The organism is Wolbachia endosymbiont of Drosophila seguyi, assembly GCF_028981765.1.
Classification (GTDB): Bacteria; Pseudomonadota; Alphaproteobacteria; order Rickettsiales; family Anaplasmataceae; genus Wolbachia; species Wolbachia pipientis.
Genome location: NZ_JAPQLM010000082.1, coordinates 1 through 14,299, shown reverse-complemented (window position 1 = coordinate 14,299; position 14,299 = coordinate 1). Strand labels below are relative to the sequence as shown.

12 protein-coding genes are annotated in these 14,299 nt (G+C 35.3%); 3 read left to right on the top strand and 9 right to left on the bottom strand.

The features are described from left to right. The first annotated feature begins 409 nt into the window (after positions 1-409). On the top strand, positions 410-2,209 hold the full coding sequence (gene sdhA / locus OZD62_RS01625) for a succinate dehydrogenase flavoprotein subunit (RefSeq protein ID WP_010962592.1): 1,800 nt from the start codon (positions 410-412) through the stop codon (positions 2,207-2,209). Here the strand turns inward: sdhA and OZD62_RS01620 are convergent. The 6 genes from OZD62_RS01620 to ychF form a co-directional block, all read right to left on the bottom strand. After that, complete coding sequence (locus tag OZD62_RS01620; RefSeq protein WP_275019295.1) at positions 2,181-4,079, bottom strand: ankyrin repeat domain-containing protein; 1,899 nt, start codon at positions 4,077-4,079, stop codon at positions 2,181-2,183. The two genes, sdhA and OZD62_RS01620, sit on opposite strands and share 29 nt — an antisense overlap. Before the next feature lie 294 nt (positions 4,080-4,373). Next, positions 4,374-4,979 carry a guanylate kinase gene (gene gmk / locus OZD62_RS01615; protein ID WP_022626283.1) on the bottom strand — a complete coding sequence of 202 codons (606 nt, stop codon included), beginning with the start codon at positions 4,977-4,979 and terminating at the stop codon, positions 4,374-4,376. Beyond that, on the bottom strand, positions 4,963-6,768 hold the full coding sequence (locus OZD62_RS01610) for a pentapeptide repeat-containing protein (RefSeq protein WP_275019294.1): 1,806 nt from the start codon (positions 6,766-6,768) through the stop codon (positions 4,963-4,965). Before OZD62_RS01610 ends, gmk begins: the two co-directional genes overlap by 17 nt. Further along, positions 6,761-7,954 carry an ankyrin repeat domain-containing protein gene (locus OZD62_RS01605; protein ID WP_070356816.1) on the bottom strand — a complete coding sequence of 398 codons (1,194 nt, stop codon included), beginning with the start codon at positions 7,952-7,954 and terminating at the stop codon, positions 6,761-6,763. The genes OZD62_RS01610 and OZD62_RS01605 overlap by 8 nt, the downstream gene beginning before the upstream one ends. Before the next feature lie 146 nt (positions 7,955-8,100). Further along, on the bottom strand, positions 8,101-8,229 hold the full coding sequence (locus OZD62_RS06150; protein WP_348994354.1) for a hypothetical protein: 129 nt from the start codon (positions 8,227-8,229) through the stop codon (positions 8,101-8,103). Beyond that, on the bottom strand, positions 8,222-9,316 hold the full coding sequence (gene ychF, locus OZD62_RS01600; protein ID WP_275019293.1) for a redox-regulated ATPase YchF: 1,095 nt from the start codon (positions 9,314-9,316) through the stop codon (positions 8,222-8,224). Before ychF ends, OZD62_RS06150 begins: the two co-directional genes overlap by 8 nt. A 117-nt stretch (positions 9,317-9,433) precedes the next feature. Between ychF and OZD62_RS01595 the strand changes: the two genes are divergently transcribed. Together OZD62_RS01595 and OZD62_RS01590 are read left to right on the top strand one after the other, a co-directional pair. Beyond that, positions 9,434-10,366, top strand: a complete 933-nt coding sequence (locus tag OZD62_RS01595) for an OTU domain-containing protein (protein ID WP_275019292.1) — start codon at positions 9,434-9,436, stop codon at positions 10,364-10,366. A 75-nt stretch (positions 10,367-10,441) separates the two neighbouring features. Continuing rightward, positions 10,442-11,617: a CCA tRNA nucleotidyltransferase gene (locus OZD62_RS01590; protein WP_275019291.1), complete on the top strand. Its 1,176-nt coding sequence runs from the start codon at positions 10,442-10,444 to the stop codon at positions 11,615-11,617. Here OZD62_RS01590 and OZD62_RS01585 read toward each other — a convergent pair. The 3 genes from OZD62_RS01585 to OZD62_RS01575 form a co-directional block, all read right to left on the bottom strand. Continuing rightward, positions 11,601-12,680, bottom strand: coding sequence for a hypothetical protein (locus OZD62_RS01585; protein ID WP_275019290.1), 1,080 nt, complete (start codon positions 12,678-12,680; stop codon positions 11,601-11,603). The two genes, OZD62_RS01590 and OZD62_RS01585, sit on opposite strands and share 17 nt — an antisense overlap. A gap of 51 nt (positions 12,681-12,731) precedes the next feature. Further along, positions 12,732-13,346, bottom strand: coding sequence for a hypothetical protein (locus OZD62_RS01580; RefSeq protein ID WP_275019289.1), 615 nt, complete (start codon positions 13,344-13,346; stop codon positions 12,732-12,734). 135 nt (positions 13,347-13,481) lie between these two features. Next, a complete protein-coding gene (locus tag OZD62_RS01575) occupies positions 13,482-14,015 on the bottom strand; it encodes an HK97 family phage prohead protease (RefSeq protein ID WP_070357044.1) in 534 nt (177 codons plus the stop codon). Positions 14,016-14,299: the final 284 nt, after the last annotated feature.

Genomic DNA, 14,299 nt, shown 5'->3' with positions numbered 1-14,299 from the left:
GTTAGTTGCAATTAAAAGCAGCTGAATTTCGCTTGTCAAGCGTTTAAAACATAAAAAACGCCAATATTTTAAAGCGGATAATAACCACGGGGCTTCTTTTGCCTTTTTTTTCGTTTGGTAAATTCCTTAATGTTTATAGCTAAACGACAATCGTCATCCCGCTGCTTGTTAGCGGGATCTAGAGATACCGCGAATGAATCGCGGTATGACGGTTCGTGGCGGCATGACAATAAGCTCGTCATCCCGCTACGTGTTCGTGGCTGAGATACTGCGGCGGTATGACGTAGGATTGCTGTCATCCCGCTACTTGTTAGCGCCGCGGCGGCATGACGTCTTAACTATAGAAAACTTGTATAGATTTTTTCTACTTCTGTGATATCATAAGCCTGTAATGATAAAATAAGTAAATATGGATAAGTCAGCGTATGAGATCATAGAACATGAGTATGACGTGGTAGTAGTAGGTGCAGGTGGAGCAGGGCTCAGAGCAACGCTTGGGATGGCTGCAACTAATTTTTCAGTTGCCTGCATTTCTAAAATTTTCCCTACACGAAGTCATACAGTTGCAGCACAAGGCGGAATTAGTGCAGCTTTAGGTAATATCGGTGAAGACGATTGGCGCTGGCATGCATATGACACAATAAAAGGTTCAGACTGGCTTGGTGATCAAGATGCAATAGAATATATGTGTAAAAACGCTGCTAAAGCTGTTATTGAACTTGAAAATTTTGGCGTACCTTTTTCTCGTACAGAAGATGGCAAAATATACCAGCGTTCCTTTGGTGGAATGACAACTCACTTTGGTAAAGGAAAATCAGCGCAGCGCACTTGTGCGGCAGCAGATAAGACTGGGCACGCAATCCTTCACACTCTATATCAGCAGTGTCTTAAATTCAACGCTGAATTTTTTGTTGAATACTTTGTGATTGATTTAATTATGGATAGCGAAACATGCTGCGGAGTTCTTGCTTGGTCGCTATGCGACGGCACATTACATAGATTTCGTGCGCATAGAGTGGTGCTAGCAACAGGTGGATATGGACGTGTTTATTTCTCTGCAACAAGTGCGCATACCTGCACAGGTGATGGTAATGGCATGGTAGTAAGGGCTGGATTACCACTTGAAGATATGGAATTTGTACAATTTCATCCAACAGGAATATATGGCTCAGGGTGCTTGATGACAGAAGGATGCCGTGGTGAAGGGGGGTACCTCGTTAATTCTCAGGGCGAGAAGTTTATGGAACGTTACGCACCAAAAGCAAAAGATTTAGCTTCCCGTGATGTGGTAAGTCGCGCAATAACAATTGAAATTAGAGAGGGAAGGGGGGTTGGACCAAAAAAAGATCATATGTATTTAACTATAGCGCATCTTGATCCGGAAGTAATAAAACTCAGATTGCCGGGCATCAGCGAAACCGCAAGAACTTTTGCTGGAGTTGATGTCACTAAAGATCCAATACCGGTCATTCCGACTGTTCACTATAACATGGGTGGCATTCCAACCAATTATTATGGAGAAGTGATCACGCTGAAGCAAGGTAAGGAAGAGGTAGTAGATGGGCTATTTGCAATTGGAGAAGCTGCGTGTGTCTCTGTGCACGGTGCAAATCGACTTGGCTCTAACTCGCTTCTTGATCTTGTGGTTTTTGGTAGAGCTGCAGCGCTCAGAGCAAAAGAGAAGCTAAAGTCCGGTACACCACATAAAAAATTGCATTCAGACTGCACAGACTGGATAGTAGATAGATTTAATAAAATGCGATTTGCTTCCGGTGGGCTAAAAGTAGCAAAAATACGCGGTGAAATGCAGAACACTATGCAAAAATACGCATCAGTTTTCCGTGTTGCTGAAGTTTTAGAAGAAGGCAAAAAAGCTATAAAAAAGGTAGCAAAAATGATGCCTGATATTTCACTTGAGGATCGCAGTATGATGTGGAACAGTGATTTAGTTGAAGCGCTGGAGCTTGCTAACATGATCCCACAAGCGGTTATTACCATGGAATGCGCAGCTAATCGGGAGGAAAGCAGAGGTGCACATGCTCGTGAAGACTTTCCTGAACGTGATGACAAAAACTGGATGAAGCACACTATAGCGTGGCTTGAAGAAAAGAAAGGGCAAATTAACGTAAAAATTGATTATAAAAAAGTGGCTGAAAAAACTCTGAGCGGTGAGATTGATTTCATAGCGCCAGAGAAGAGGGTTTATTAGTCAGCCCATCTAGCTTATTCATGAATTGACGTAGTATTGATACATCGCTCATTTTAGTAGCTGGGTTTTCTGTATGCTCTGATTGATCTGATGCTCTAGCATTAAGAGCATTTTCTAACTTTAAGTAAATAGGGTAACACATTGCACAAACCGCTATGGTCACCGATAAAGCGGCTGCAGCTATCATGTTTCCTGCTAAAGCACTAAATACTGTTGCAAAAATTAAACCTCCGAGTATCCATTTTACTGGAAGACTTATATTCTTACGAGCATTCTTCTTAGAAAAATGCTCTTCAAGTTCTTCTTGTGTTTCTGGGTCAGGGCTAACACCTGTTATATCTTTGATTCTTTTTGTAGTCTGATAATATTTTTGCTTACGATGCTCTTTAGGTATTGTTATATGGTCACTTTTATTCTCAGCACCATTTTGTAACAATTCTGCACAAAATTCAGCAGTATAATAATGTTTTGTGGGCCTTGATCTAACCCACCTAGAAAAGTCTTTTAACTTACTAGGTATCTTCTCTGTTTGTCTAATTAAAGCAACTTGCGCTGGATATTTATCATCTTTATTTTGAGCGTTTATAGCCTTATGCAATTTTTCTGAAGATATTACTCCTTTTTTTTCAAAATCTAATATTAACTTCAAATATTTGATTTTATATTCTCCTTTAAGTAAAGCAATGTGGTGTAAGGCATTATTTTTATTTGCACCTTCAAGGCTAATGTTCGCCACCTCTTGCAATAGTTCTTTAAAAAGTTCTTTATCATTATTTTTAATTGCTAAATGTAACGGATAATCACTATTACTATTTGGAGTGTTTACAGTATGTGCCACAATTTCTTTAACTTTTGCTTCTGTCTTGATTTTTATTTCCTGCTTTAGCTCAGCCTTTTTAGCTAATTTCTTTAAAAATTTACAATAGTATTCATTTTGCCCCTTAGACAATTTTTTTAAGCTTTCCTCAGGTAATTCTAACTGATCATGGCTGGCTCCATGCTCTAACAATTTTGTAAGAAACTTAAGTGTGTTATCGTTATCTTGGATTGTGTGAGACTCATGTTTTTCTTTTGTTATCTTGTTAATTAGTGCCACCTGAAGAGGGGTCTGATTTTCACTATTAATGAGTTGTGCTAGATCTTTCTTGGTGACCGTTTTTATTAGAATACCTAGAAACTTGCGTTTCTGTTTCTTTTCCAACGATACGATAAGGTGTAAAATATTGTTTCCTTTTTCATCTTTTATGCTGCTAATATCCGTACAATCTTTTAGATATTTTTCAAATTTCCTGTTATTTCCATTTTTGATCGCTTTTAGTAATAGAGCATTGCTATTTGTTATTTCGTTGCTTTTCTCTACTTCTTGATCTTCATTTGCTGTATTAGGGTTACTGATTGAATGTTTCTCATAATCATCACCAGCATCGCTACTGTAGTCACTTTCAATTCCACTGTCCCTACGATCATTTTGGTTACAATATTTGCTATTATAAGTAATTTCTGAAATTGCTTGCTTTACTCGCTCTTTTGTTTCATTTGATATTTTTTTCGATCGTTCTATTGCTTTATCTAGCACTGGAAGGAAGCATTGGACATAATACCTATAATATTTTTCTTGTTCTCTAAGTGATTCTTCTAATTTAGTTAATACTTCAGGACTAGCATCTTTTTCAAATAACCTTTTACACTTCTTGAGGGTTCCATCTTGACCTCTTGGTTTTTCACGCTTGTGTTCTTCTTTTTTTACCTTTCTCTCTATAATGCCATACAATTGCTCGTCTTTTCTATCCTGCTCTTGCTTTTTATTTTTATCTATGCATTCACCTAATTTATCTGCATTAGTAGTTAGTGCAGTTATATCTATACCCATACTAAAACCTCAATATTAAAAGCTATTTAAGTTGTCAGCACTAAACTAACAACCAAGAAGTTTGACTTTTAAATTGAGCTAAACGTTGTATATGTGATCAAAATATAGGTGGAAAGGCAGAAAATTAATTTCTGTGAGAAAATTTGCCGTCATAGTTAAACCTCACTTGAACAGTTGCTACTATTTTAACCATTTAATCTTAAAAAATAATAAATATAGCTAAACTGTGAAATGTGCTATTGGCTAAAATAGGATAAGAAACTATAGCTGCAAATATCCAAATTGATGTTTTTATCAGTCTTCCAGACTTGGTTTTTCTTTTAGTTTTTTAAGTCTTTCTTTATTTAGTATGGAGCTTATCTCTTCTACACTTTTATCAATATCATCATTGATTATTACATAATCATATTTATCACGTTTGCTTATCTCTTTTTGAGCTTCGGCTAATCTGCGCTCTATTTCGCTTGCATCATCACTATTACGCTTTTGCAAACGCAACCTAAGCTCTTCCATTGAAGGGGGAAGTATAAAAACACTCACAACTTTTTTTCTCATGAGCTTGAATAAGTGAAATGCTCCTTGCCAGTCTATGCTGAGTAAAACGCTTATTCCACTGCTCAGGTTTTGCTCTATAAAATCTCTTGGTATACCATAAAAATTCTCAAAAACTTTGGCGTATTCAAGCATTTGGCCAGCTTTGCATAACTCGTGAAATTTTTCTTCGGTAACGAAAAAATAGTCTTTTCCATTTATTTCGCCGGGGCGAGGCTTGCGTGTAGTCATAGAAACAGACCTAACTAAATTAGTTGATTGCTCAAGTAATTTTGCTGATATAGTAGTTTTTCCAGCTCCAGAAGGGGAGGATAGAACCAATAATACGCCCTCACTTTTTACGGTCATTTTTCTTTGCATTTTTTAACATGGTGCTTTTTGGATCAGAGTTTAAAAAGCTAGAACCTTCTAAATTAGAATTTGATAAGTTGGTGCCAATGAGAGAAGAGTTATCAAAGACAGTATAGCGCAAATCGGTTTTTTCAAAATTTGCCTTATTCAAATTAACGTTTACAAACTTTGCTCTACTCAATGTTGAATTAGAAAAATCGGCATTTTCTAAATTCATATTCTTAAATTCAAAGTAAGAATAATTTACATTAAATTTTTCACCCTGTGATATTTTCTCTTGCAAATCTCCAATTGAAGTTATAGCATTTTCTAACCCTGCAAGTTTTTTCTGTCCTTGATTGTCAATCAAAATCGAATTATCAAACTTGCAATCTGTTAAATGAACATCAGCAACTGAACTTTTATATATGCTTGAAGAGTGAAAAGACATATCACTAATTGTTGAATTACTCAAATTGCTAAGAAAAAAACTAGTTTTCCTAAAGGCATTAGCGTGAAGCAAAGAAGATCTGAAATCGCTTTCAATAAAATTTGAATTAGTTACTTTTAAATTGGACCAACTCGAATTATCAGCTAATAAATTAAAGAATGTTGAATTTTCTATTTCACTGGAATCAATATTATGGCGAGAAAGTGTACTGTTATAAACTTGAGAGTCTTGGATTTTTATCTTATACATTGAAGTTGTAGAAAGGTCTGAATCTTCTATCTTCACATAGGTGAATAGTGAATGGTCAAAAAATGAGCCATTCATGTTAGAATTTGCAACTTTAGTATTATGAAACTTTCCGTGACGAATGTCAGCATTAGAGACATTAACTTGATGCAGTTCACTAAAACTAAAATCAATATTGGATAAATCAGCATCATGAAGATTTGTTTCAGAAACATATGCATGTTTTATCTTGGAACCATTTAGTATAGATTGAACAAAACTTGAATTATCGTCATTCACATAGGAAATTTGTGTGTTGCTTAAATCAGTTTCGTCGAAGTTACTGTTAATTATGATAGAAGAATTAAGGCAAGCATCGGAAAGATTGCTACCTGTAAAGTCTGATTCTTTTAACTCTGCACCATATATGTTAGCATTTTTTAATGAAGAAAATTGTATCTTTAATTTATATGCATCCACTCCAAAGAAACTTGCATTATCAAGGTTGTTTTTCTGCATAACAGTATCGTTTATTTCACTATCACTAAAATTTACGTGGCTAACATTCGAGTTTGATAAGTTGGAGAAATTCATTTTCACATTCGAGAAATTAGTATGCAAACCAATTACGTTGTGCATACTTACTTTTTTGAGATCGGAACTGATAAAATCAGCATAACTAACATTAGACTGATCAAATACGATATCTGTTAAGTTTGCAGAAACAAATTTTGTAAAACTCAAATTTGTACCTTTTATTTTAATGCCATGTAAATTAGCATTGGAAAAATTAGCACCACGTAAATCAACATCAATGAAAGACACATCGGATAAATCGGTGTTAGAAAAATCGGCACCAATCAGACTTACTCCATCAAAAACAGATTTACTTAGGTACAGTTGGTTAAAATTAGCTCCATTTAAGTTAGAACCAAAACCTTTCTTAAAATCTTCTGGCACGCCCTCTTTGTGGCACTGCACCAAAAATTCAGCAAAGTCTTTTTTACTGTAAGATACGTATTTTGCATCACGCAAAGCGTTTAAAAAATCACTAATCTGATTTTTTTCATCATTTGTTTCGTTTCCATAACATAAATGACCAACTAAAATTAATATCAAAAATCTAATCATCTTGCTTATCGCACTGTATTTCTTTCGTTTTCACAGCCCAATCGTACATTGCTGAGCTTTCTTTATTGTCTATTTTTCTATCCTCCAAAAGATGTGGCATCATTTCGGCAATCGCATTTATTATATTGATCTGCTTTTTTTCGATTGCTATATCAATTGGGGATTGAAAATTATTGTTAACTACTCTAAGATCAGCACCTTGTAATAAGAGAAAGCGCACTATGTCTACCTCACCTTGTTTAACTGAATAAATGAGAGGAGTATCACCCAATTTATTTCTAAACCTTAGTATCTCTTGAATTGTTAATCCAATTTTTTCTAGCTTACTTATTACTCCTCTTAAGCAAGTTAAGTTGTTCTTCTTAATGCAGTAAAAAAATTGCTTACTGTAATCATCAATAAACACAGTTGTAGGAAGATGCTCATTAAGGCTATCATATTGTCGTTTATATATTGACTTGCTTTGTATGTCTTTATGACCCCATTCTTTTATTGGTTCTCTGTTTAGCTTTGTCCATTTTTGTAAACTTTTCTTTTCACTTTGCTCTTCTTCATCTTTTTTAGTTATAGGTTTTACTCTATTGCGGTCCTTGGAATTACTGTTTGTTTCTTTCACTTTTTTTTCTTCAGACTGATTCTCTACTTTTTCTTTTTTTCCCTCTAATAATTGACTCGCATCACTTTTTGAAAGTTCATTATCTTTTATATCAATCTTCTGATCAGCTTGTAGATTTTTTTGCGGGTTAGCTGTATTCTCATTTAAATCAGCACTTAAAGGCAAAGGCTCTGGTTTCAAATCTTTATTCACTTCTTTATTGGCCACATTTGGTAAATTTTGAGCAAATTTGTCTGTGCTTCCTTCTAGCTGGTCATTTGGCAAATCTTTATCAATCCTTTCACCTTCACTTATAGTTTTTTCAACCACGAAAGCTTTGTTCTCGTTGTGTTGCAGTTTCTCTTTATCGGTAGTGCCGTCTAATCTTTTGCTCTCAGCCTCTTGTGTTTGTTTAGCATCGACGTTGCTTTTTAACTCATCTTTTTGATTTGTGCTATCTTGCTTCCTTACACCTACATTTTCGTTTTTATGAACTGATTCAATTTTCTTTTCTTCAAGCTGCTCTACGGCAAACAGGATGGGTGATCCGAATACGACAGCTAATAATATAAAATATAAAATATTCTTCATAAATATCCCAAGCATAAGCTTAATTAAAATGATACTATAATCAAATGATTAATCTACAGTAAAAAATGCCTTAGGATTTAATTTATAAAAAAACAATAGATTTTTTGTATCTGTTCAGGGGCATCGCAAATATTGAAGCAAAGTGGTCAGTGCTTACTGTACGAACATTGTGGTTTGAGAGCAATCTCCGCTAGGGAGGATGTCATCCCAGTGCCCAGACACTGGGATCCAGAAAACTTAACTTTAAATAAGTGGCTGCATAATAAACTACACATTAAACCTAAAGTGCATTATATCGCCATCTTGCACGATATAATCTCTGCCTTCAAAGCGAATTTTTCCTGCGTCTTTGCAAGCTGATTCACTTCCATACTTTATGTAGTCTGCAAAGCTTATTGTCTCTGCTTTTATAAAGCTTTTCTCAAAATCAGTGTGGATTACACCTGCTGCTTTATCGGCTGTTGACCCTATTTTTACTGGCCATGCACGTGCTTCTTTGGTGCCCACAGTAAAGAAAGTTATCATACTCAGCACTTCATACATAATACGCGCTACTCCATCAAGGCCTGATTCTTGTAAGCCAAATTCTGATAAAAAACTCTGTTTTTCCTCTTCACTATCAAGATTTGCAATATCTGCTTCGAGTTTTGCTGAAATGCAATAAAATTTGCTTTTATTTTCCTCCGCCGTCCTCTCTACCTTTTTAGATAATTCATTGCCAGTTATAACATTTGTATCTTCAACATTGCAAACGTACATAACGGGCTTTGTTGTCAGCAATTGAAGCAACTTCATCTCATCTTCATTGATATTCTCCAAACTTCTTGCAGGTTTACCTAATTTTAAAGTAGCTAATACCTCTTGCATTAATTCAAGTTGTCTCTTTAGCTCTTTATCACCTTGCTTTGCTTTCTTTTCCAATTGAGGAAGCCTTTTTTCTATGCTATCAATATCAGCTAGGATTAATTCCATTTCTACCACTTCAGCATCTGATATTGGATCTATTTTACTGTGTATATGGCTGATATCGTCATCCGTAAAGCACCTGAGCAGATGAACGATGGCATCAACTTCTCTGATATGGCTTAAAAATTTATTGCCAAGCCCTTCGCCTTTGCTCGCACCCTTTACCAGACCTGCAATATCTACAACTTCTAATTGGTTGTAGATTACCTTCTCTGAGCCTGCAATTGCTGCGATTTGTTTCAAACGTTGATCTTTTATCGAAATCTTGCCTATATTTGGCTCGATTGTGCAAAAAGGATAATTTGCAGCTTCGGCTGCACTTGACTCTGTAAGCGCATTAAATAAGGTTGATTTTCCTATGTTTGGTAACCCAACTATACCGCAGTTAAAACTCATATTTGCTATGTAAAATTATAACTATTGCATAATTTAAAAATTTCTGCTATACTTAATTAGTTGCTTATTGACAATTTTGTTGGTATAGTAATATATAGCTTAAATTAAGGTAAAACTATGACTACAGCTAAGAAACGGAAACTACCAAGTGACTTTCATGATGTTGAGGTTGGAATAAAAAGGCCCAGGATCTCAGGGCAAGAAATAACTCTTTTAAATAGTAACCCTTACCCTGACAATTTCTATGTAGGACAAGCAATTGGTAATGGAAGCTGTTTTTTTGACTCGTTCAGGCAAAGTCTAGAACAACAGACAGGAGAGCAAGTTACTGCCGAAAAATTAAGAAATGATTGTAGGGAATTTGCGCAAAAGAATCCACCAAAGTGGTTTACAAATGCAATTGTCAATAGTCATGATAACAATGGCCAGCACCGTAGTGAAACTGTAGATGATTATACAGCAGACATTATGCGTAACAGTAGGTGGGGTGATCCTGACGTTGAAGGCAGAATACTTTGTGAAAAGTATAAGGTAAAGCTACATGTTATAGAGCACCAGACTGTTGATAACCAAGATCTGTCTTTGCATGAATTAATAGACAATTCAGGTTCAAAAAGTGCAGGTGAATACAATAAAGTTGATTATGATGATAGTAGTACTGTGCATATAATAAACAAAGGCGGATTGCATTTCGAACCATTGCTTGATAGAAATAAAAGTTCAGCAAAACAACTGCAAGAGGAAACCAAACTTAAACAAGAGCAAGAACAAGAAGATTTCCTATTAGCAAAAAAACTGCAGCTAGACGAGATCTTAGAATATTGTAACCTTTCAAAGGATATCTCTGAGAGAGCAGAGGTTGAAAAGGGATTTGATAAGTTATTGGCAGAAAATGCTGATGGAGAAATTGGTGATGTTGTAGGGCAGTGCGTTAGTGATATAAAGCAGCGCATAGAGCAGCAAAACCCTTCAAGTTTACTAAGATGTGGTACGGAATCGATGGCAGAACCATTTCATCAACAACGAGCACCACAACTTGTAAAATCTTAATAGCCCTGTATATTTTTATATAGGGCTTTTGCAAGCATTTTATATAATATGAACTTGCAGTACGTACTAACCTAAATGCAAGTTGACCATGAGACTAGTTTAATTATTGATGCCATAGAGGAATTTGGTGGTGAGGCTAGGCTTGTCGGCGGGTGTGTGAGAGACTCAATTTTGCAGCGTGATGTCCACGACATCGATTTAGCTACTAATTTGCTTCCCAATCAAACGATTAAAGCGCTAAAACTCCGTAATATAAAAACTGTTCCAACTGGCTTAAAACATGGAACTATCACTGCGGTTCTAAATCAGAGGTCTTTTGAAATTACGACACTAAGGCATGATGTGAAATGTGATGGTAGGCATGCAAAAGTAGAATTTACCAATAATTGGCAAGCGGATGCTTCAAGGCGCGACTTTACATTTAATGCTCTGTATGCAGATAAGCATGGCCATATATATGACTACTTTGGTGGTATAGAGGACTTAAAAGCGCGAAGGTTAAACTTTATAGGCAACGCTGAAGATAGAATTAAAGAAGACTATCTACGTATTCTAAGAGCTTTTCGTTTTCATGCAAAAATATGTGTCGGAGATTTGAGTGATGAAATACTAAGCGTATGCAAAAAGCATTCGCATATGATCCAAAACCTCTCTGGAGAGAGAATAAGAGATGAAATACTTAAATTGCTGGAGTGCAATGATCCTTTTCCAACACTTAAGAGCATGCAAGAATCTGATGTTTTGCAAAAGATTATCCCAAAAGAAGTAAAATGCGAAATTCTGTCTTCGCCACTTCTTTTGGGCACTGATGCACTAGTAAAATTAGCGTTACTCCTTAGGGCTACTAAAAAAAATGACAGGTTAAGTCTTGGAGAATATGTAAGCAAATTTTTACGTCTTCCGAACAAGCAAAAGAAAAAGCTGCTATTTTTACTATCCAACGATATCAAAACAGAACTCTCAGAAAAAGAGCAAAAAAAATACATATCTTTATTTGGTAGAGAATTATATTGTGATTTAGTGAAAATTTGTGGTGTTGAGTCTGGAGAAAATGTTGATGAATACATTTCATTTGCTAACACATTCAATATTCCAAAATTTCCTTTATCTGGCGATGATTTAATAAGTATAGGTCACCAGCCAGGAAAAAGTTTAGGTAGAAACTTGGAATTGCTAAAACAACATTGGGAAGATAGCTCCTACACTTTAACAAAAGAGGAGCTGGTGCTTTATGCTAAGAACCTATTCTAACTGCTTTCTGACTGTTCAATGAATGTATGCTTGCAATATTAGGGGAACTCATAGAGGAATTAGGTATATGTTCTTTTTTAGCTTTTTCTGTTAATTGATATTCGTTTACTCCTCCTTGAGTTTGATTACACATTCCCTGATCTGGAGATAAAAATTTATCTCTTATGCTTAATGCCAGTTGTAACTCTTGAATCTTATTTGAAAAACATTTCATTTTAGCCTCTGTTAATTTTCCTGTAACAATTTCTTTAAGCAATTCTCCTGAGTTGTTATTATTATTATTCTTGCTATTAAAGCTGTGCAAGATAGAGTCTACAATCTTATTTACCCCTTCTTGTTTGTTAAATTCTAATTTTTTTACGCATTTTCTAACAGAAGGTGACAACTTGGCTTTTAACGTGTCATCTCGTAGTTCTTTACCCATATTTTTTCCAATGTTACAATGTTCGTTGACAACTTCTTTAACCTTAGCTTCTATGATCTCCCTTGCGGATTGTTTCAAATTACTTTCTAATAATTCAAGCAGCTTACTGCTTTCAAATTTGCCATCATCTTGATTTGATAGAGACTTTATAGTTTCATTAAGCACGTTATGGCAAAAGTGTTTCTCTTTAAATTCAGGAAAACCTTTTTTTAACTCCTCGTTTTTCCCAGATAAAAAGTTATTGAGACCCTTATCCCTAGAAAGCTTATTGGGCAAGTTTCGTAATTTTGAAAGAGTTGATTTTGCAGTAGATACTGTACTCACTGCACCTGCCTTTTTAGCCAATTGACCTTCTTTTGCTTCCTGTAGTTTCTTAGTGTCAGCTTTCAATTGACCTTCTAAATCAATCTCCAATTGTTGTTTAGATTCTTGAACACTTTGTAATTGCTTCCCCAAGTTCTCCATTTCACCCAATTGAGCAGTCAATGTATTCACACTTAATCGTAGAGCTTTGTTTTCATGACCTAAGTCACTGACTTTATTTTCTAATTCAGTATTTTTGTCTTTAGCCTGACACAATTTATCAGTCTGTGATTTAAGTAAAGCCACTAATTTGCTAGCTTGCCATTGTTGATTCAATTCAATTAATTTATCCTCCTTGTCCTTTAACCTACTCTTAAGTTCTATTATTTATGCTTGCAGACTTTCATTATCTTTCCTAGTAGCTTCAATTTCTTCCCCTTGCTCTCTTATTATCATGTATTGATCAAATATAGTTTTCTGTTGTTCATCAACTTTATCCTGCATTGCTTTTTTATCTTGTTTGTATTTGGTTAGTTCCTCTTCTCGTTCGCCTGCATCTTCTGTAAGTCCCTTATAACTCTTTTCAAGTCCTTCAATTGCAGATCGTAATTCTCTATTTTCTTCTTTTAAGGAAGCATTTTGTAAACGTTCAAGTTCTAATTCCTGATTTATGCCCTCCAGCTGTTCTTCTAATGCTTCATCATCTTCCTCTGTTATCAATGCTACTCCATCAGTCTGAACCCCTCCATCTTTGTTTATCACTACACTTTGGCTCTCTTTCTCTACAACTTCAGGTTTTAAGTCAACTTGAACACTTCCATCTATTGTCTTAAAAGCATCAGTTTGAACTTCATTGTTTGCAGTAGTTTTATCGTAGTACAAAATATTTTCTGCCCATCTATTCCATCTCTTGGGCAATATTCGTCCAATCGTTTTTAGATATAACCAAGCAAATACAGTAGACCAGCTGTATTTTTTTTCCTTATTATTAATATTTAGCATAAAATTACCTTATTTTTTAACTTTAATTTACAGAAAATTTTAATAGTAATAAAGTTATATATATTAGTATAAATGTTAAACAAATACTAACGCAGGTGTCAAATTATGGTAAAGTCTTTGCCCGCCTAATACACTTTAAGCAGAAATGTACATGTCTGCAAGTACAGCATTTGCTTTTTCTATCGCTCTTGCTAACACTCCCTGTTCATTGTTCTGATTTTTCACATTGATTACCTGAGCAGCCAAGTTTGCAGGAAAAGTGACCAAACTGACTTCCCATAATTCCACTTGTTTTAACACTCTAGCTCCACTTTTATGATCAACATCATACTCTATAGGTATATAGCCGATGGAAAGTCCGTTAATTGCCCCAGTTTTGAGCATCAAATACACTTCTTCTGCTTTCTGAATACCCAAAAGTAAATGTGCGGTTATATACAGGCCAACATCATTTTCATAAATATCTATGATACTACCTATAGGTTCGTCAGGATTATGCTGCCAAAGGAGTTTTATTTTATTTCTGTTTAAATTTTCCTTAAATGCTCCGGGCAATATCAGATCATTTTGTTTATCAACTATGTTAAAAACGCTCGCATAACCAGAAAATACACCGTTTTCTCCTATACTTTTTATTGACAATGGTGAATAGAGAAATTTCTTATTCATAAAGCCTCCTGTAGTATTGGGAATTTTGTTTCGCAATGCACTGCGATATAATTCTATTATATGCAGTGCTCTAAAAGGGGGAAGCACTTTCTTAGTTACTAAAAACGCTAAATTGTAATATGGTACAATGTTACAACGATGTCATGAAAGTAGCTGAAACTGGTTCCTTTATGACGGCAGTACCTTCTCCTGTCATCCGAGTAGCCTCCTTTTTTTGTCATCCCAGTGCTTGACACTGGGATGGCTTTGTTGCATCGCTACTTATGAAAGGCTAACTATAGTTA

What these genes read in the sequence shown, in the direction of transcription:
- OZD62_RS01610 (WP_275019294.1), bottom strand. Translation starts at nt 6,768, where the DNA reads ATGATTAGATTTTTGATATTAATTTTAGTTGGTCATTTATGTTATGGA.
- OZD62_RS01620 (WP_275019295.1), bottom strand. Translation starts at nt 4,079, where the DNA reads ATGGGTATAGATATAACTGCACTAACTACTAATGCAGATAAATTAGGT.
- OZD62_RS01605 (WP_070356816.1), bottom strand. Translation starts at nt 7,954, where the DNA reads ATGAAGAATATTTTATATTTTATATTATTAGCTGTCGTATTCGGATCA.
- OZD62_RS01595 (WP_275019292.1), top strand. Translation starts at nt 9,434, where the DNA reads ATGACTACAGCTAAGAAACGGAAACTACCAAGTGACTTTCATGATGTT.
- OZD62_RS01580 (WP_275019289.1), bottom strand. Translation starts at nt 13,346, where the DNA reads ATGCTAAATATTAATAATAAGGAAAAAAAATACAGCTGGTCTACTGTA.
- OZD62_RS06150 (WP_348994354.1), bottom strand. Translation starts at nt 8,229, where the DNA reads ATGTGTAGTTTATTATGCAGCCACTTATTTAAAGTTAAGTTTTCTGGA.
- ychF (WP_275019293.1), bottom strand. Translation starts at nt 9,316, where the DNA reads ATGAGTTTTAACTGCGGTATAGTTGGGTTACCAAACATAGGAAAATCA.
- OZD62_RS01575 (WP_070357044.1), bottom strand. Translation starts at nt 14,015, where the DNA reads ATGAATAAGAAATTTCTCTATTCACCATTGTCAATAAAAAGTATAGGA.
- gmk (WP_022626283.1), bottom strand. Translation starts at nt 4,979, where the DNA reads ATGACCGTAAAAAGTGAGGGCGTATTATTGGTTCTATCCTCCCCTTCT.
- OZD62_RS01590 (WP_275019291.1), top strand. Translation starts at nt 10,442, where the DNA reads ATGCAAGTTGACCATGAGACTAGTTTAATTATTGATGCCATAGAGGAA.
- sdhA (WP_010962592.1), top strand. Translation starts at nt 410, where the DNA reads ATGGATAAGTCAGCGTATGAGATCATAGAACATGAGTATGACGTGGTA.